Genomic DNA, 15861 nt, shown 5'->3' on the forward strand with positions numbered 1-15861 from the left:
TCCTACAATATCATGGAGACTTTTATTGATTGAAGGGAGATAGCTATGGCTATAGGCACTATAGTAAAGGCATTAAGTGGATTTTACTATGTACAAGATCAATCGGCTGGTGATATTTACGAATGTCGAGGGCGAGGTATTCTGAAGAAGAATAGTGTTTCCCCGTTAGTTGGTGACCGTGTAAACTATACACCAACAAGCCATCAACAAGGAATGATTGAAGAAATTATGCCTAGAACAAACGAATTCTTCCGTCCAAAAGTAGCAAATGTAGATCAAACGATTCTCGTTTTTACTCATAAAGAGCCAGCTTGGAATCAGCGACTGCTTGATCGTTTTATAGTTATGGCTGAGTCTGTAGGCGTAGATTCTTTAATTGTCATTAACAAAATTGATTTATTGAATGATTCAGAGATTCTAGAGGTTTACTCGAACAAAGAACTATATGAATCTATAGGCTACTCTGTCATTTTAGTATCTACGAAAAGTCAAGTAGGTAAAGAAGAACTCGCATTAGCACTTAAAGATAAAATATCGATGTTTTCTGGTCAATCAGGAGTAGGGAAATCAAGTTTGTTAAATTTCATAGAATCTGGGTTAGAGTTGAAAGTTGGAGATGTAAGTTCAAAATTAGGAAGAGGTAAACACACCACACGTCATGTGGAGCTTTATGCCCTCTCAAGTGGTGGATTTATCGCAGATACTCCAGGATTTAGTCAAATTGAATTGACGAATATCGAAGATGTATCGGAGTTAAAGGAATATTTCGTAGAACTATTTAGTCGTGGACAAGGATGTAAATATCGCGGTTGTACGCATATCACAGAAGACGGCTGTCAGGTTATTTCTGATGTAGAGAAAGGCGAAATTCAAAAATTTCGTTACGAGCATTATGTTGAGCTCTTTCACGAAATTAAAGAACAATTACAAAATAAATATTAGGGTAGTGGAGGTTTTTTAAATGAAAATTCAAATAGCACCATCGATATTATCCGCGGATTTTGCAAAATTAGGACAAGAAATTCAAACAGTTGAACAAGCTGGAGTCGATATGATTCATGTTGATGTAATGGATGGACATTTCGTTCCGAACATTACGATTGGTCCTTTAGTCGTTCAGTCCATTAAACCAATTACATCGTTGCCTTTAGATGTGCATTTGATGATTGAAAATGCGGATCGATATATACCAGATTTCTGTAAAGCGGGAGCTGATATTATTTCTGTTCATGCAGAAGCAAGTCCGCATTTACATCGTACGATTCAACTTATTAAAAGCTTTCAGGTGAAAGCAGCAGTGGCTTTAAATCCAGCAACATCCCTGGACGTTATTGAATATGTTATAGAAGAACTAGACATGGTGTTAATTATGTCTGTGAACCCAGGTTTTGGTGGACAATCATTTATTCCTAGCTCACTTAGAAAGATTGAAAAATTAAGAACAATGATCGAAAACAAAGGTCTGAACGTGGATATTCAAGTTGACGGTGGAGTCAATGAACATACAGTAAGAGATGTTACCCAGGCAGGAGCCAATATTTTAGTGGCAGGATCTTATTTATTTGGCAAATCTGATTTGAAACAAAGGGTGAACCTGTTACGTGGAGAATAAATTAATACACGTTAAAATGATTACAGGAAGGTACGAAGGGATTATCGATTGCACGGACAAGGATGTTTTGATTGCTGTAGATGCAGGGATTGGAATTTTAAGGGCACAGAATATTCCGCCTAAGTACTTAATTGGAGATTTAGATTCAGCTTCTCAAGAAGATGTAAAGTGGGCCAAAGAAAACGGTGTTACGATTGTTCAATTAGAAAGAGAAAAAGATGAAGTAGATACAGAAGTAGCTCTCCGCTATGCAATACAGTATCAGCCAAATTCTATTACTATATATAATGATTTAGATGGTAGGTTTGACCATGCCATGGCATTAGTATATCTATTGCTTATTCCTCTAGAAAAAGGAATTGCTTGTCATATCGAAGGTACCTATAATCATATTTATTTAGTACAAGATAAACTACAATTGTCAGCAAGTCACTCCTATGTATCGATTTTACCATTTACTCAAACTGCCAAGGCAAGCGCTATCGGATTAAAATATTCTTTGCCAGATTTGTTGCACGTAAGCCGTCCAATTGGTATTAGCAATGAATTTATTGAACAAGTTTCGGAAATTACGGTAGAGCAGGGAATAATTTTAGTTATTCTGAGTAAAATTGTATAAATAAACAAGTTCTTGGGCACATTTTTTGTTTATTTCGAATATATTTTATTAAGAGTCATTGTGCCGAAAATCGCAAGGGGTGCTGACATGACTTTCCGTTATCGAAATAAAAATAAAGCTCTTAAGAAAAGTATGGGGTTAGTCTCCGTGGTTCTAGGTTTAGCTATAATAATCTACTACATGCCCGTATGGATGTGGCCTATGATTGCAGGGATTGGACTTATCGGTCTAGGGTGTGTTTTATTTTATAACGCAAAGTAATGTAGACTTTAAGGAGGGGTAGACTTGCGCTTTTATACGATTAAGTTGCCAAGATTTTTAGGAGGAATCGTAAAATCCTTTATTAGCATGTTTCAAAAAAGTGGCTAACCTATTGAAAAAAGACTTCTGCCTATTCCTTGAAATAGGCAGAAGTCTTTTTCTAACTCAGATAAACAAAACTTGGCATACACCAAGTCCTTAAGACGCAGGTGAATGTCTTAGTTGCCGTTACTTATAATCAGAATTTATTAAATTCTGATTATGTAAAAAACCTTATTCGGCTCGATGGTATTAGATAGCTCGACTAACTTTACCAGATCGAATGCAACGGGTGCAAATGTTCACGCGCTTTACTGAACCATTCACTACTGCACGAACCTTTTGAATATTAGGTTTCCATTCACGCTTCGTTTTTCTATTTGAGTGACTCACATGATTTCCTGTGCGAGTTTCTTTTTCACAAATATCACAACGCTTTGCCATGTTGTTCGCACCTCCTTACGTTAATACCGTAACCTTGACTTTAAAAACACTTTCCTATCATAGCACAATAAAAAAAACAGTGCAACAGGAGATAATAAAAATGTTAGACTTTTTCTTGCAAGCAATATGTAGTAAAATGAAGTCAAACTCTTTGGAGGTGTTTGAATGTCGTATTCTATAAACAATGAAAATGGAGTCGTATATATTGGAGAACAAGTCATTGCGGCAGTTGCTGGTATGGCTGCAATTGATAGTTATGGGATTGTAGGTATGGCCAGTAGACATCAAATTAAAGATGGTATTGCCGAATTGCTAAAAAAAGATAATTTAGCAAAGGGAATCGAAGTGAAATTTGAAGATGGAAAAATACGATTAATTATACATATAGTTGTTAGCTATGGTGTGAAAATTTCAGAAGTAGCACAAAATGTGCAAGAGAAGGTTAAATATGTATTGGAAAATTTAACAGGGGTACCGGTAGAAGAAGTAAGTGTTATTGTACAAGGAGTTAAAGTTTCAGCAGAATAAGGGGAGAAAGAGAATGCCGATAGTAATACGTGGTGAACATATATATTCAATGTTACTAAGTGGTGGAAAAGCTCTTGGAAACCAAGTGGCTAGTGTAGATGCTTTGAATGTATTCCCTGTACCTGATGGTGATACAGGAACGAATATGAATCTATCCTTTGTATCTGGAATACAAGAAATACAAGCGCATAGCACCGCTCAAGACTCTTTTGGAGATATTATGAGTCATTTTGCTCGCGGAATCATGATGGGAGCTAGGGGAAATTCAGGAGTTATTCTATCGCAAATTTTCCGTGGGATTAGTCAACACACGAAAAAAATGACGGAAGTAAATGGTGAAGATTTTGCCTTAGCGCTAGAAAAGGGTGTTGAGGTAGCTTATAAAGCAGTAATGAAGCCAGTAGAAGGAACAATTCTGACAGTTATTAGGGAATCTGCGAAAACGGCTGCAAAGTTTTCACGCAGAGCAAATTCTGTCGAAGAAGTACTAAAGGCTGCCATCGAACAGGCAGAATTGACTTTAAGTCAGACTCCTGAGATGCTTCCAGTTCTAAAAGAAGTAGGTGTGGTGGATGCTGGAGGGAAAGGTCTAGTTATTATCTTGCAAGGGATGTATGAAGCTTTAACTGGTGAACAAATAGAATATCGATTCGAGCAACAATCCAGTACGAGTCTTCCACAGCAATCGAATGCAAACGATGATACTGATGGGTATGGATATTGTACAGAATTTATTATCAAGAACTTTACAAGAGATGTTAGTGAATTAGAGATACGGAACACGCTGTCAGAACAAGGAGACTCCCTTTTAGTTGTTAAAGATGATGATTTTGTAAAAATTCACATCCACACACTTGATCCAGGTAAAGTATTATCTTATGCAGGGAATGTAGGGAGTTTACATCGTATTAAGATTGATAATATGACGGAGCAGCATAATCACCTATCCCTAAAATCCGAAGCGTTGCAAACGCAAGAACAAGCGAAAGAAGCATCAGCTAAACAGAAAAAGAATTATGGGATAGTAACTGTTACCAATGGCGAGGGGGTCAGAGATATTTTCCTATCCATTGGCGCTGACGAAATAGTATTTGGTGGTCAGTCCATGAATCCTTCTACTGAAGACTTGGCAAAGGCGGTTAAAAATATTAATGCAGATACAGTATTTATTTTACCGAACAATAAAAATATCATCTTGGCATCTGAACAAGTGGTTAATGTTATTGAGGATAAACAAGTAATTGTTATACCAAGTAAGACGATTCCCGAAGGAATCGCAGCTATTCTTGCTTTCCATGAAGACCAAGAGGTAGATGATAACATAGAAGTTATGAAAGAAGCGATGACTTCTGTTGTTAGCGGACAAGTAACATATGCAGTTAGGGATACTCAAATTAATGGTAATACTATTCAAGAAGGCGATTTTCTAGGGATTGTCGGTAGTGAAATTGCTGTGAATGGTCAGGACTTAATGGGGACGACACTACAGCTGTTAGACCGCATGATTGACAAGGATGCCCATGAGATTATCACAATTTTCACTGGTTTTGAAGTAGCTGCTGACCAAACAGAAGTATTGAAATCTCAAGTTGCTGAAGCGTTTCCTGATTTAGAATTAGAAGTTAAAGAGGGTTTACAGCCGACGTATTACTTTATCATTTCTGTAGAATAGGGGGAGCTTGATGAGTATTAAGATAGTAATTGATAGTACGGCTGACCTTACGGATGAAGTGCTTCAAGAGTATGGAATTGAACGAGTTTCTCTAAAGGTTCATTTCAAAGAGCAAACGTATAGAGACTGGGTAGATATTCAACCCAAACAGTTCTATCACTTACTTAGTGAAGCGAAGGACTTACCAACGACTTCCCAACCGTCACCTGGAGAATTTATTGAAATTTATAAACGTCTTGCAGAAACAGAACAAGACATTACGATTATTTCCTTACATATCGGTGCGAAATTGAGTGGTACATTTCAATCTGCTATCTTAGCGAAGTCGATGTTGCCGGAAATTGATATTAATGTGATTGATACAAAACAAGCCACATGCGGAATTGGTCTTTTAGCAATTACTGCAGCTAAAGCAGCAAAGGCTGGCAAAACAAAAGAAGAAATATTAGCAATTATAGATAATATTATTGGAAACCAACGTACACTATTTATGGTTGACACTTTGGATTATCTTCATAAAGGCGGAAGAATTGGAAAAGCAAGTGCACTCATTGGATCCTTATTAAATATTAAACCAATTCTTTCATTAGATGAAGAAGGCGGAGTTATGCCTGTCGATAAAGCTAGAGGTAAGAAAAAAGCGGAAAAGACAATTTTACAAATCCTTAAAAATAATTATGGAGATGTACCATTAACAGTCGCATTATGCCATGCCAATTGTTTGGAGACGATTGAAGAATTTGCACAACAAATGCGCTCGGAATTCTCAATATCTGATATTATTTACTGCGATATTGGCCCTGTTATAGGAACACATGTAGGTGCTGGAACCTGGGGCGTAATTGTTCATGAAACACATTTTTCGGAATTATAAATTTTATCATTAGATTAGGGCCGTCACTTTTTGACGGCCTTTATGCATCGAGGTGATTATAATGGATGTACACTTAGATCATCCTATAACAGTAATCAAAGGGATTGGTCCAAAAACATCTCAACAATTTGCGAGCTTAGGTATTTATACAATCAAAGATTTAATCGAGTACTTTCCTTTTCGATATGATGACCGCAAGCTTTCCTCAATAGAAAACTGGGAAGATGGCAGTAAAATTACCATCATTGGCACAATCAATTCTTCCCCGCATATAGTGAAGATGGGCAGGAAATCTAAAATTACAGTGTCTGTTAGTTTAGATAACGATACGAGTATTCGAGCAACATGGTTTAATCAAATATTCGCACAGCACAAATTACTGCCAGATACGACTCTATGGATTACTGGAAAATACTCCTTGAAATATCATCAAATTACTGTCAGTCATTATGAAATATTAGATGCACACAATGCACCAAAAGCAACGGGGAAATTGGTATCTATTTATCCGGCAACTAAGTACCTAAAGACGGAAGAAATTAGAAGGTGGATTCAGAAAGCTTTAGAATACTCGTGCGATACTATTATTGACGACTTACCGCAATATTTAATAGATAAATATCGCTTAGTAAATCTAAACATTGCTTATCAATGGATTCATCATCCGTCAAATCTAGAAGAATACCGTCAAGCAAAAAGAAGGCTAGTGTTTGAGGAGTTTTTTCAATATCAAGTACAAATACAGCTGTTCCGAGAAAAATATAGAAACGAACATCAAGGCATCTCCCATCTGTATAATGAAAAGTTTATTAAGTCATTTACTTATGAGTTACCTTTTCAATTAACAAAACCTCAAACAATTGTGATGCATGAAATATTAAATGACATGAAAAGTAATAAACCTATGTTACGATTGTTACACGGTGATGTCGGGTCAGGAAAGACGATAGTAGGCATCATAGCATTATTAGCAAACTGGACAAGTGGTTGTCAAGGCGTACTAATGGTACCGACAGAGATACTAGCGGACCAGCATTTTCAGTCAATAATTGATACTTTGAAGCATATCGAAGTCCGAATTGGTTTGTTAATTGGAAGGCAGACTAAAAAAGAAAAACAAATAATTTTAGAAAAAATAGCAAACGGAAGTTTAGATATTATCATTGGAACCCATGCTTTAATCCAGGATAGAGTTGTATTTAAAAAGTTAGGATTAATTATTATTGATGAACAACATCGTTTTGGTGTACAGCAAAGGACTCTTCTGCAGAAAAAAGGTGAATATCCTGACATATTACTAATGACTGCTACACCAATTCCACGAACAATGGCAATGACAATATTTGGTGACATTGATGTTTCTGTAATTGATCAATTACCTGCGGGACGGAAGAAGGTTGTTACAACTTATTATTCTGATAGTGATCAAGAAAAGGTTTGGAATAAAGTGCAGGAGTTATTATCGGCGAAACAACAAGTTTATATTGTATGTCCATTGATTGAAGAATCGGATGTGCTAGAGATTGAAGATGTGGAATCTATCTATATAAAAATAACGGACCAATTCAAAAACGAGATGGTTGGTTTATTGCATGGCAGAATGAGCGATGCAGAGAAACAAGCGATAATGAAGGGTTTTATCGAAGGCTCGATTGCTATATTAGTTGCCACTACCGTAATAGAAGTAGGGGTCAATGTACCCAATGCTTCTGCAATTGTGATTTATAATGCTGAGCGGTTTGGCCTTGCGCAACTTCACCAGCTACGTGGGAGAGTTGGAAGGAGTAATCTGCCAGCATTTTGTTTTTTGCTAGCGAACACTAAAGGTGATTTAGCAAAACAGAGAATGGAGATTATGGTCTCCTCGAATGATGGTTTTTACATTGCAGAAAAGGACTTGCAACTGCGAGGGCCTGGTGAAATTTTAGGGTTCAAGCAAAGTGGGCTCCCTCGCTTTAGAATTGGAGATATAATAGATGACTATAAAATCATGGAAGTAGCCCATTTAGAAGCAAAAAAGTTCATACAACAGTATGGTGCATCAGCAGAAAATCACCCTTTCATAAAGTATCATCGCAAAGGACAAAAAGGAAGTAACTTCCTGTTATAACTTTTAGGCTATGGGTTAACCTATGCTTAAGGAGGTGATAACATGGGAGTTGGACAAGAGCGTTCAAGTAACTGGTTAGTAGTACCTGAATCTTATCAAGCAATGGATAAGTTCAAGTATGAAGTTGCTAGCGAATTAGGTATCCAAACACCGTCAAACGGTTACTGGGGTAACATGACATCTCGTGATTGTGGAGCTGTTGGAGGACATATGACTCGTAAGCTTGTACAAATGGGTGAGCAACAACTTATGAACTCTAAAGGCGGTTCTTCATTCTAAGTTTAATAGTAAAATGGAAATTTAGAAAAGCGAGTTCGTTTATGAACTCGCTTTTAAATTTGCAAATTTAAGCTTTTATAATTCCTAGATACAAAAAAAATAAATAAAAAAAGCCCCTAGATATATCATCTAGGGTAAATTGACAAATGATTTCCATTTGTCTAATGGGAGAGGAGAAACCGGAGGAAGAACTTATGGGGAAAAGTCTTCTCCGCGGTTGTCCGACAGCAACCAAATTGCTACTGTCTTTTCTATTATGAACGAAATCCCTTTTTATTATACATTTGGCAAAATAAATTTCTAATTTTACCATTATATTATTTTTATGTTATCATTAATTGTTGTTTTTAAGTTAAAACTAATTTCGGATGACGGATGTGATTATATGAGGATTATTTCTGGCGAAAAGAAAGGACTACGCTTAAAGGCTGTGCCTGGAATGAATACTAGACCTACTACAGATCGAGTAAAGGAATCTGTTTTTAATATTATAGGGCCGTATTTTGCTGATTGCTATGTACTTGATTTATTTGCTGGATCGGGGGCGTTAGGGATTGAAGCAGTAAGTAGAGGGGCGGCACGGAGCGTTTTTGTCGATAATGCAACAGTAGCTATTAACACTATCCAAGAAAATTTACGGCTTGCCAATGTTATTGATAGAGCAGAGGTATTGAAATCGGATTGGAAAAGTGCATGTGATAAGCTTGCGTCTAAAGGGTACTCGTTTGATTTAGTATTTCTCGACCCTCCGTATCAACAGTTTGAAAATCAGATAGAGACGATACTACAGACATTATTAGACAAAGAACTATTGAATCGTCATGCTAAGATCATATGTGAACAAGATAGTAAATCCAATCTACCGCTGCAATTCATGAATTTGAGCGGCAAATATTATAAATATGGTAATACTGGTATCACTGTATTTTACAAAGAGGAGAATGAGGAATGAAAATAGCTGTTTACCCAGGGAGCTTTGATCCTGTTACCTACGGTCATTTAGATATTATTGAAAGAGGAACTAAGATTTTTGATAAGGTTGTTGTAGCGATCCTTGAAAACCCTAGCAAAAATCCACTTTTTACAATTGAACAAAGAAAAGAGCTTTTACGGCGGGTAACGGAAGGGCTTGGGAACGTATACGTAGATAGCTTCACTGGTTTACTTGCTGACTATATGATTGCACATAAGGCAAATGTGATTGTGAAAGGATTACGTGCAGTTTCAGATTTCGAATATGAATTACAGATGGCTTCGATTAACAAGAAATTGGCCCCAGAAATAGAAACGTTTTTCATGATGACCAATAATAAATACTCGTATTTAAGCTCTAGCGCGGTAAAAGAATTAGCTAAATATGGTGGGGATATTAATGACCTTGTACCTCCTCAAGTGATTGATGCATTCGCAAAACTATTTACTACTTCGAACATTCTTAAATAAATGAATCAGCATGCTCACCAAAAACAAAAATACTAACATTCCGAAAATAAGCATCCCCATGTAAATCCAATAATCTATTACTCGATAAGCTTGCATAGGATAATGGAATAATGCGGTCGGTATGACATGAGTGCTGATGATTTTGCCCATCGGCTCCCATAATAATAGGGTTGTAATCGCAGCTAACGAAGCATGTATGATTCTTGAAATTACATATGGTTTATATCTTATATCAGAAGTACTTAACAAGGCAGCTACTTGAGCATGTACGCTTAGTCCATTCCACGCTAACAGAATACTTACTACCACAATTTTTTGTATAAATAATGTGTTCGTGAGACTAGCCTCTTGACTGCCAAGTGTTACTTCAAAGAAACCAGTGATTAATGAAGTTGATAATTCTGGGGATATTCCCACAAATATGATAATACCTTGTAACATGGTAGATAGTAAGGAAGTAACATGAACTTCCTTAAGAATTGATATTAGCACAGACATTACAATCATGAAGCCGCCTATCAAACCCAGTGTATGTAGAGAACTTGTAACTGCATCTCCTAAGAGTCTTCCGAGCGGACGACGATCAACCATCCTTGCCCGATGCATCGATTGTAAGGCGCGAAAAAGCAGTGCGTCATTCGTGCTAGACCCCTTGCTCGAAGGAATTTGCTCGCGATCGTGAAAGCGCATAATGATACCAACGAGGATAGCGGAAATGTAATGTGCCGTAACGATAATTATGCCGATTGAAGGATTATAGAAAAATCCAACAGAGATGGCTCCGAACATAAAAAGTGGATCAGAGGTCGTTGTGAATGACACTAAACGTTCACCTTCTGCTCTCGAGAGTAATCCTTGTTCGCGTAAACGGGTTGTTAACTTTGCACCTATTGGATAACCAGATGAAAAGCCCATTGTCATGACAAACGCGCCGGCCCCTGGGACATTAAAGATAGGACGCATAAATGGTTCTAAGAGAACACTCATGAAATGAACAACTCCAAGCCCCATCAATATCTCGGAAACAATAAAAAAAGGTAGTAATGCAGGGAACACGACTTCCCACCAGGTTGATAAACCTCGTAGTGAGGCTTGGAAAGCAACATCGGAGAAGATAATTAATGATATTCCGAAACAGAACGCGAGTAGGCCTAAGATTGCTGTTTTCCAATAAGATTTATTCGAAATGTAATAATGCATAATATTTCCTCCAATGTACATGTTATAGAGAATATATTTTTGAATATAAAACTTTATACATGTCTAATGAACAAAGAGGTGAGAGTTTGGGGAAAGCGAAAATTGGTCTTGCGTTAGGTTCAGGCGGTGGCAGGGGGCTCGCTCATATAGGCGTCCTAAATGCGCTCAAGGAAATGGCAGTACCCATCCATTGTATCGCTGGAAGTAGTGTAGGTAGTATGATAGCGGCTTTTTATGCAAATAACATGGATCTGCATATGGTGGCTAGATTCTTAGCTACTTTAAAGAAGAAGCACTGGTTAGATTTATCTGTCCCAGGTCTTGGAATGATATCAGGAGAAAAATTTAAAGAAATAGCTAAACTACTGACTCATAATAAAAATATTGAAGACTTATGTATTCCTATCGCAATCGTAGCAACAGATCTAGAAAAGGGAGAAAGGGTCGTTTTTCAAACAGGACCTATATATCGGGCTGTGCGAGCAAGTTGCTCAATACCGGGAATATTTGCACCTGAATGTTACGAAGGCCGTCTTTTAGTGGACGGCGGTGTAATTGATCGTGTTCCCATCAATGCTGCTAAAGATTTGGGTGCAGATTTTATCATAGCCGTAGATGTGGGCCCTGACAAGAATGCTACGAAGATTGACAATATGTTTGATGTAATTGCGCAGACCATCGATATTATGGAAAAAGAAATATTGTCTATACGTTTATTAGACGCCGACGTAATTTTACGCCCACAGGTTGGGCATATTGGAATCATAGACTTTGATCATGTAGAGGAATGTATACAAGCTGGGTACGAGGAAGCATACAAACACCAAGAACAGATTATGCAATTCGTTCAGATGGAAATAGAGGGGGAAAATCTTTGAAATCTTTGAAATCATTTCTGCCAAAAGGTAATGTCAAAAATTATTTAGGAATTCTGATTGTAGTCTTAGCTATTATTGGTTATCAAGTGAAAATAGATTATTATATTATGCGGCCGGGAAGTGCGGAACATTTAAGACCTATTATTCAGGTCGAAGGAGCCACCGGCACAGAATCAGGTAAACTAATGTTAACGACGGTATCCTCAATCCCTGGTAATGTATTATTCTATCTTGTTTCAATGCTTGATCAGAATACAGAGCTAGTAGAGAAAGAAGAGATTGTCGGACATTACGATATGGATGATGAGCTATATCGCCAAATCATGTTGTTATATATGAGTCAATCACAACAAGAAGCAATTTATAATGCTTTTTTACTAGCTGGAGAGCCAGTAGAATTTATAGAGAAGGCTGTATTAGTTCGGGATATATCCGTGGAATCAAAAGCATACCAGATATTAAGGCCAGGGGATAAAATTGTAAGCGTAGATGGTATTGAAGTGAGGAATGCTGAACAGATTATTGAATATGTAAAAACAAAAAAACCTGGAACAACAGTCCAAGTTAACTTTATGCGAAACAATGAAGCTCGTGAAGAGATGATCGAACTTATTAGTCACCCTGAATTCGAAGAAGCTAGAATTGGAATTATGATAATGACAGATCGAGAACTTGTTACCGATAAGAAAGTTGACATTGATACGGGGAGAATCGGCGGTTCCTCTGCTGGCATGATGTTTACCTTAGAAATTTTTAATCAGTTGACACCTGAAGACATTACAAGAGGGTATAACGTAGCTGGTACAGGTACAATTAATGCAGACGGGCTGGTAGGACAAATTGGAGGAGTGAAACATAAAGTAAAGGCTGCGCATAAAGCAAAAGCAGACATTTTCTTTGTACCAAAGGACATCCAGCCTTATGATACCAATGAAAAAGATGCAATTGCCACGAATGAAGAAATTGGCAGCCCATTAACTGTTGTACCTGTTAAACATGTGAGTGAAGTCATAGAATATTTACAAGAAATAGATGCAAAAGTAAAAAAATAATATGAGATTCGTGAATGATAATATTAAACATGTAAAGTTTTTTACTGTTGAATCGGTGGTTTGGAAAACTCTCGATGGATTAGCTGAGATAGTGACCAATCGTCCCTTCGATGCTGTTGTTCAATTAAACTATATATGCGATTCGCAACATGATCGTAATCTGCGTAAAGGAGCTGCTGTTTCCCCCATTTAGTAACTAAGGGAATGGCGCTCTTTTTTTTGGCAATCTGTAGGAGCTGCCGACCTTGATCCGTAAAGCCTAAAATTCTGGCGTAAGGTGTAACTTGTAAGGATGCAAGTTTTGACTTCTTCATATCTAACAAAATATGTACTAACATTCGCTGAATCCTTGTCCAAGTAAATCGTTTCACCTTAAGCATTTCTATAAGCTCGTTTACACTGTTTGCATTGCCGACTATTTTTTTTAACCGATACTCCATTCCTTCATCTACATCAATAATATCCCTTAATTCTTCTATATTCATTGAATAAATCTTGTAGAAAAGCAAATCTTGAAAGTGGTCCCAATGTAACATCGTACGATATGTATTAGAAAATAGAGCTGTTATAGCGTCAGGGACATATTCTTTAATTTGTTCTGAAGAACCAGTATTGGCCAATTTTCGGATTGCAGTTGCGCTTGCTATCGAATCACTTGTAATTGTTTCTTGATGGTACTCTGCCGCAATACGTTGAATCGTAACTGGGGTAATACTGCTTTTAAGTTTATGCAAGGCCAATAGATACATTAAACCGAGAGTATTGTTTGGTTGAGCAGTCGAATTTCTTTGATATAGTGGAATACCAATCATTGCAAGGGCTTCATGCATTGCTTTAGGGTATGATAATCCAGCGCTAAGAAATTTTTGCAAATAACCTTTGAACTCTTCTGGTTCATCTGCTAATATAGAGCTTACACTCTGAAGTTCTTGAATACTTCCTGACTCACTGCCAAAACATAATGAATGAACACATTGTAATTGGTCCAGAAGACTTACAGCACCAAAAGCAAAGGTTTGAGCATTTTGAGTGGCGTAAACGGTAGGTAACTCGAAAACTATATCTGCACCGTGCTTTAAAGCAACAGCGGCCCTAGACCATTTATCGGCGACTGCAGGTTCTCCGCGTTGCAAAAAGTTACCGCTCATGACGGCGACAATGACATCAGCGCCTGTTACGCGTTTGCTTTCGTTGATATGATAAAGATGGCCATTATGAAATGGGTTATATTCAACAACAATCCCTGTAACGTTCATGGGAATCTCCTAAGGATAGTATTTTTTTTCATTTTAACTTTAACTGTAATACAATAGCAGGAAAAAGCAAGTCAAAATAAATTATAACAACAAAAGATACGGTTGACAATTTATTGCCAGACCGTTATAATTACTCTTGTTGTCTTATGAGGTGAGACGATTGAAGATTCGAATTGATGAGGCTTATGAAGTAACGCGAGAGCATGAGCATATTGAAACAACGATTGAATTAGGAGAATTATCAGGGTACCCAAATATTGTGAAAATCTCTCCAGTACATGTTGTTATAGATGTAATGAATCCTAAGTCTGGGAACTACCGTGTTACTGGTGAAATTAATACCGAAGTGAGTTTGACTTGTAGCAAATGCTTAGATCAAATCACGGTTGCAATGAATCCAAAGCTAAATGAATTGTTTGTCCAAAATGAGCAAGTGATCTCTGAGTTTGAAGAGGACTCTAAAGATGACTATAACTACATAGTTGGACAAGAGATTGATTTAATACCGTTTATTACACAGGAAATTTTGTTGAGTTTACCTATGAAGCCAGTTTGTAAATCGAATTGCCAAGGGCTATGTCCTGTTTGTGGGATTAACAAAAACGAATTTACATGTAGTTGCAAAACGGAACGTATTGATCCTCGGTTAGCGGGTCTAGCTGATTTGCTAAAGAATCAGTCTAGTGACTAATTAGATTTTAAAAATTGACTTCGTATTTTAAGGAGGTGGAAAGTATGGCAGTACCTTTTAGAAGAACGTCGAAAACGCGTAAAAATAAGCGTCGTACTCATTTTAAACTTTCTGTACCTGGTATGGTAGAGTGCCCACAGTGCCACGAAATGAAACTATCACATCGTGTATGCAAAAGCTGTGGCTTTTATAAAGAACGCGAAGTTGTTAGTAAGTAAAGCAAAGGACATTCCTTTGCTTTTTTTCTTGCTTTTTTTTTAGATTTTCATTATACTGAATTATGACCTAGTAATAAAACGTAGCTCATAATAATATAGGGAAGATGGGGTAGTATGAAAAAACTCTCCAAACAAGAAAGGCATATACTATTATGTCGGAAAATTGAAGAAATTCCGTTCTTAACAGATGAAGCGTTAGCTGAAGAATTTGATGTAAGCGTTCCCACGATACGCCTGGACCGATTGACGTTGGGTATCCCTGAATTACGGGAAAGAATGAAGCACATGGCGGAAGAAAACCTCAATAAAGTGAAATCCCTACATATAAACGAAGTAATTGGTGACGTATTAGACTTGCAGCTAAATAGTAGTGCCATTTCGATTTTAGAAATACAAAAGTCTCATGTTTTGCAAAAAAATAAAATTGCGCGAGGCCATTATTTGTTTGCGCAAGCAAATTCTTTGGCTGTAGCTGTGATTGATGCAGATGTAGTAGTAACTGCTTCTGCAAATATTAGATTCCTACGCCCAGTGTACCTTGGGGAGAAATGTGTCGCTAAGGCAGCTGTGGTTTCGGAAAACTCGTTAAAAGGTAGTTTCACGGTGAAGGTAACAATATTTGTAAATAATGAACAGGTATTTGAAGGAGATTTTAAAGTGGCCAAATATTTAGATGGTAAATAAT

Annotated in this window: 20 protein-coding genes; 17 read left to right on the forward strand and 3 right to left on the reverse strand. The window is 37.2% G+C overall.

The window, feature by feature from the left end:
• Positions 1-45: 45 nt before the first annotated feature.
• The 5 genes from rsgA to spoVM all read left to right on the forward strand — a co-directional run bounded on the left by rsgA (position 46) and on the right by spoVM (position 2600).
• On the forward strand, positions 46-942 hold the full coding sequence (gene rsgA / locus BHU72_RS06665) for a ribosome small subunit-dependent GTPase A (protein ID WP_069701840.1): 897 nt from the start codon (positions 46-48) through the stop codon (positions 940-942).
• Positions 943-961: 19 nt separating this feature from the next.
• The gene (gene rpe, locus BHU72_RS06670) at positions 962-1612 is read left to right on the forward strand and encodes a ribulose-phosphate 3-epimerase (RefSeq protein ID WP_069701841.1); all 651 of its coding nucleotides are present in this window, start codon (positions 962-964) and stop codon (positions 1610-1612) included.
• Positions 1602-2231, forward strand: coding sequence for a thiamine diphosphokinase (locus BHU72_RS06675; protein WP_069701842.1), 630 nt, complete (start codon positions 1602-1604; stop codon positions 2229-2231). The genes rpe and BHU72_RS06675 overlap by 11 nt, the downstream gene beginning before the upstream one ends.
• A gap of 87 nt (positions 2232-2318) precedes the next feature.
• Positions 2319-2492 carry a hypothetical protein gene (locus BHU72_RS15850; RefSeq protein WP_176720423.1) on the forward strand — a complete coding sequence of 58 codons (174 nt, stop codon included), beginning with the start codon at positions 2319-2321 and terminating at the stop codon, positions 2490-2492.
• 24 nt (positions 2493-2516) lie between these two features.
• The gene (gene spoVM / locus BHU72_RS16520) at positions 2517-2600 is read left to right on the forward strand and encodes a stage V sporulation protein SpoVM (RefSeq protein WP_069701843.1); all 84 of its coding nucleotides are present in this window, start codon (positions 2517-2519) and stop codon (positions 2598-2600) included.
• Positions 2601-2783: 183 nt separating this feature from the next.
• Here spoVM and rpmB read toward each other — a convergent pair whose 3' ends face one another.
• Positions 2784-2975 (reverse strand): 50S ribosomal protein L28, encoded by a 192-nt coding sequence (gene rpmB, locus BHU72_RS06685; protein ID WP_069701844.1) that lies wholly within the window; start codon positions 2973-2975, stop codon positions 2784-2786.
• A 165-nt stretch (positions 2976-3140) separates the two neighbouring features.
• Here rpmB and BHU72_RS06690 point away from each other — a divergent pair, with 165 nt between their 5' ends.
• From BHU72_RS06690 to coaD, 7 genes are all read left to right on the forward strand, one after another.
• Positions 3141-3503: an Asp23/Gls24 family envelope stress response protein gene (locus BHU72_RS06690; RefSeq protein ID WP_069701845.1), complete on the forward strand. Its 363-nt coding sequence runs from the start codon at positions 3141-3143 to the stop codon at positions 3501-3503.
• A gap of 13 nt (positions 3504-3516) precedes the next feature.
• Positions 3517-5175, forward strand: a complete 1659-nt coding sequence (locus BHU72_RS06695; protein WP_069701846.1) for a DAK2 domain-containing protein — start codon at positions 3517-3519, stop codon at positions 5173-5175.
• 10 nt (positions 5176-5185) lie between these two features.
• Positions 5186-6049, forward strand: a complete 864-nt coding sequence (locus BHU72_RS06700; RefSeq protein ID WP_245671866.1) for a DegV family protein — start codon at positions 5186-5188, stop codon at positions 6047-6049.
• A gap of 61 nt (positions 6050-6110) precedes the next feature.
• Positions 6111-8159 carry an ATP-dependent DNA helicase RecG gene (gene recG, locus BHU72_RS06705; RefSeq protein ID WP_069701848.1) on the forward strand — a complete coding sequence of 683 codons (2049 nt, stop codon included), beginning with the start codon at positions 6111-6113 and terminating at the stop codon, positions 8157-8159.
• A gap of 42 nt (positions 8160-8201) precedes the next feature.
• The gene (locus BHU72_RS06710; RefSeq protein WP_069701849.1) at positions 8202-8438 is read left to right on the forward strand and encodes an alpha/beta-type small acid-soluble spore protein; all 237 of its coding nucleotides are present in this window, start codon (positions 8202-8204) and stop codon (positions 8436-8438) included.
• A 385-nt stretch (positions 8439-8823) separates the two neighbouring features.
• Positions 8824-9390 (forward strand): 16S rRNA (guanine(966)-N(2))-methyltransferase RsmD, encoded by a 567-nt coding sequence (gene rsmD, locus BHU72_RS06715; protein WP_069701850.1) that lies wholly within the window; start codon positions 8824-8826, stop codon positions 9388-9390.
• Positions 9387-9881: a pantetheine-phosphate adenylyltransferase gene (gene coaD, locus BHU72_RS06720; RefSeq protein WP_069701851.1), complete on the forward strand. Its 495-nt coding sequence runs from the start codon at positions 9387-9389 to the stop codon at positions 9879-9881. Before rsmD ends, coaD begins: the two co-directional genes overlap by 4 nt.
• Here the strand turns inward: coaD and ylbJ are convergent.
• A complete protein-coding gene (gene ylbJ, locus BHU72_RS06725) occupies positions 9852-11081 on the reverse strand; it encodes a sporulation integral membrane protein YlbJ (RefSeq protein ID WP_069701852.1) in 1230 nt (409 codons plus the stop codon). The genes coaD and ylbJ overlap by 30 nt on opposite strands.
• Positions 11082-11140: 59 nt before the next feature.
• On the opposite strand from ylbJ, the gene BHU72_RS06730 reads away from it, so the two are divergent.
• Both BHU72_RS06730 and BHU72_RS06735 read left to right on the forward strand, forming a co-directional pair.
• Positions 11141-11959, forward strand: a complete 819-nt coding sequence (locus BHU72_RS06730) for a patatin-like phospholipase family protein (RefSeq protein ID WP_069701853.1) — start codon at positions 11141-11143, stop codon at positions 11957-11959.
• A complete protein-coding gene (locus BHU72_RS06735; RefSeq protein ID WP_176720424.1) occupies positions 11956-13011 on the forward strand; it encodes a SepM family pheromone-processing serine protease in 1056 nt (351 codons plus the stop codon). The genes BHU72_RS06730 and BHU72_RS06735 overlap by 4 nt, the downstream gene beginning before the upstream one ends.
• Positions 13012-13052: 41 nt before the next feature.
• Here BHU72_RS06735 and BHU72_RS06740 read toward each other — a convergent pair whose 3' ends face one another.
• Complete coding sequence (locus tag BHU72_RS06740) at positions 13053-14267, reverse strand: nucleotidyltransferase (protein WP_069701854.1); 1215 nt, start codon at positions 14265-14267, stop codon at positions 13053-13055.
• Between the two features lie 160 nt (positions 14268-14427).
• On the opposite strand from BHU72_RS06740, the gene BHU72_RS06745 reads away from it, so the two are divergent.
• The 3 genes from BHU72_RS06745 to fapR all read left to right on the forward strand — a co-directional run bounded on the left by BHU72_RS06745 (position 14428) and on the right by fapR (position 15860).
• Positions 14428-14958 carry a YceD family protein gene (locus tag BHU72_RS06745; RefSeq protein WP_069701855.1) on the forward strand — a complete coding sequence of 177 codons (531 nt, stop codon included), beginning with the start codon at positions 14428-14430 and terminating at the stop codon, positions 14956-14958.
• Positions 14959-15002: 44 nt separating this feature from the next.
• Entirely contained in the window at positions 15003-15176 is a 174-nt protein-coding gene (gene rpmF / locus BHU72_RS06750; protein ID WP_069701856.1) for a 50S ribosomal protein L32, read from the forward strand.
• A gap of 114 nt (positions 15177-15290) precedes the next feature.
• Positions 15291-15860: a transcription factor FapR gene (gene fapR / locus BHU72_RS06755; RefSeq protein WP_069701857.1), complete on the forward strand. Its 570-nt coding sequence runs from the start codon at positions 15291-15293 to the stop codon at positions 15858-15860.
• Position 15861: the final 1 nt, after the last annotated feature.

The sequence above is a fragment of the Desulfuribacillus stibiiarsenatis genome, assembly GCF_001742305.1.
Taxonomy (GTDB): Bacteria; Bacillota; Bacilli; order Desulfuribacillales; family Desulfuribacillaceae; genus Desulfuribacillus_A; species Desulfuribacillus_A stibiiarsenatis.

What these genes read in the sequence shown, in the direction of transcription:
- rsgA (WP_069701840.1), top strand. Translation starts at nt 46, where the DNA reads ATGGCTATAGGCACTATAGTAAAGGCATTAAGTGGATTTTACTATGTA.
- rpe (WP_069701841.1), top strand. Translation starts at nt 962, where the DNA reads ATGAAAATTCAAATAGCACCATCGATATTATCCGCGGATTTTGCAAAA.
- BHU72_RS15850 (WP_176720423.1), top strand. Translation starts at nt 2,319, where the DNA reads ATGACTTTCCGTTATCGAAATAAAAATAAAGCTCTTAAGAAAAGTATG.
- rpmB (WP_069701844.1), bottom strand. Translation starts at nt 2,975, where the DNA reads ATGGCAAAGCGTTGTGATATTTGTGAAAAAGAAACTCGCACAGGAAAT.
- BHU72_RS06690 (WP_069701845.1), top strand. Translation starts at nt 3,141, where the DNA reads ATGTCGTATTCTATAAACAATGAAAATGGAGTCGTATATATTGGAGAA.
- BHU72_RS06695 (WP_069701846.1), top strand. Translation starts at nt 3,517, where the DNA reads ATGCCGATAGTAATACGTGGTGAACATATATATTCAATGTTACTAAGT.
- BHU72_RS06700 (WP_245671866.1), top strand. Translation starts at nt 5,186, where the DNA reads ATGAGTATTAAGATAGTAATTGATAGTACGGCTGACCTTACGGATGAA.
- recG (WP_069701848.1), top strand. Translation starts at nt 6,111, where the DNA reads ATGGATGTACACTTAGATCATCCTATAACAGTAATCAAAGGGATTGGT.
- BHU72_RS06710 (WP_069701849.1), top strand. Translation starts at nt 8,202, where the DNA reads ATGGGAGTTGGACAAGAGCGTTCAAGTAACTGGTTAGTAGTACCTGAA.
- rsmD (WP_069701850.1), top strand. Translation starts at nt 8,824, where the DNA reads ATGAGGATTATTTCTGGCGAAAAGAAAGGACTACGCTTAAAGGCTGTG.
- coaD (WP_069701851.1), top strand. Translation starts at nt 9,387, where the DNA reads ATGAAAATAGCTGTTTACCCAGGGAGCTTTGATCCTGTTACCTACGGT.
- ylbJ (WP_069701852.1), bottom strand. Translation starts at nt 11,081, where the DNA reads ATGCATTATTACATTTCGAATAAATCTTATTGGAAAACAGCAATCTTA.
- BHU72_RS06730 (WP_069701853.1), top strand. Translation starts at nt 11,141, where the DNA reads ATGTCTAATGAACAAAGAGGTGAGAGTTTGGGGAAAGCGAAAATTGGT.
- BHU72_RS06740 (WP_069701854.1), bottom strand. Translation starts at nt 14,267, where the DNA reads ATGAACGTTACAGGGATTGTTGTTGAATATAACCCATTTCATAATGGC.
- rpmF (WP_069701856.1), top strand. Translation starts at nt 15,003, where the DNA reads ATGGCAGTACCTTTTAGAAGAACGTCGAAAACGCGTAAAAATAAGCGT.
- fapR (WP_069701857.1), top strand. Translation starts at nt 15,291, where the DNA reads ATGAAAAAACTCTCCAAACAAGAAAGGCATATACTATTATGTCGGAAA.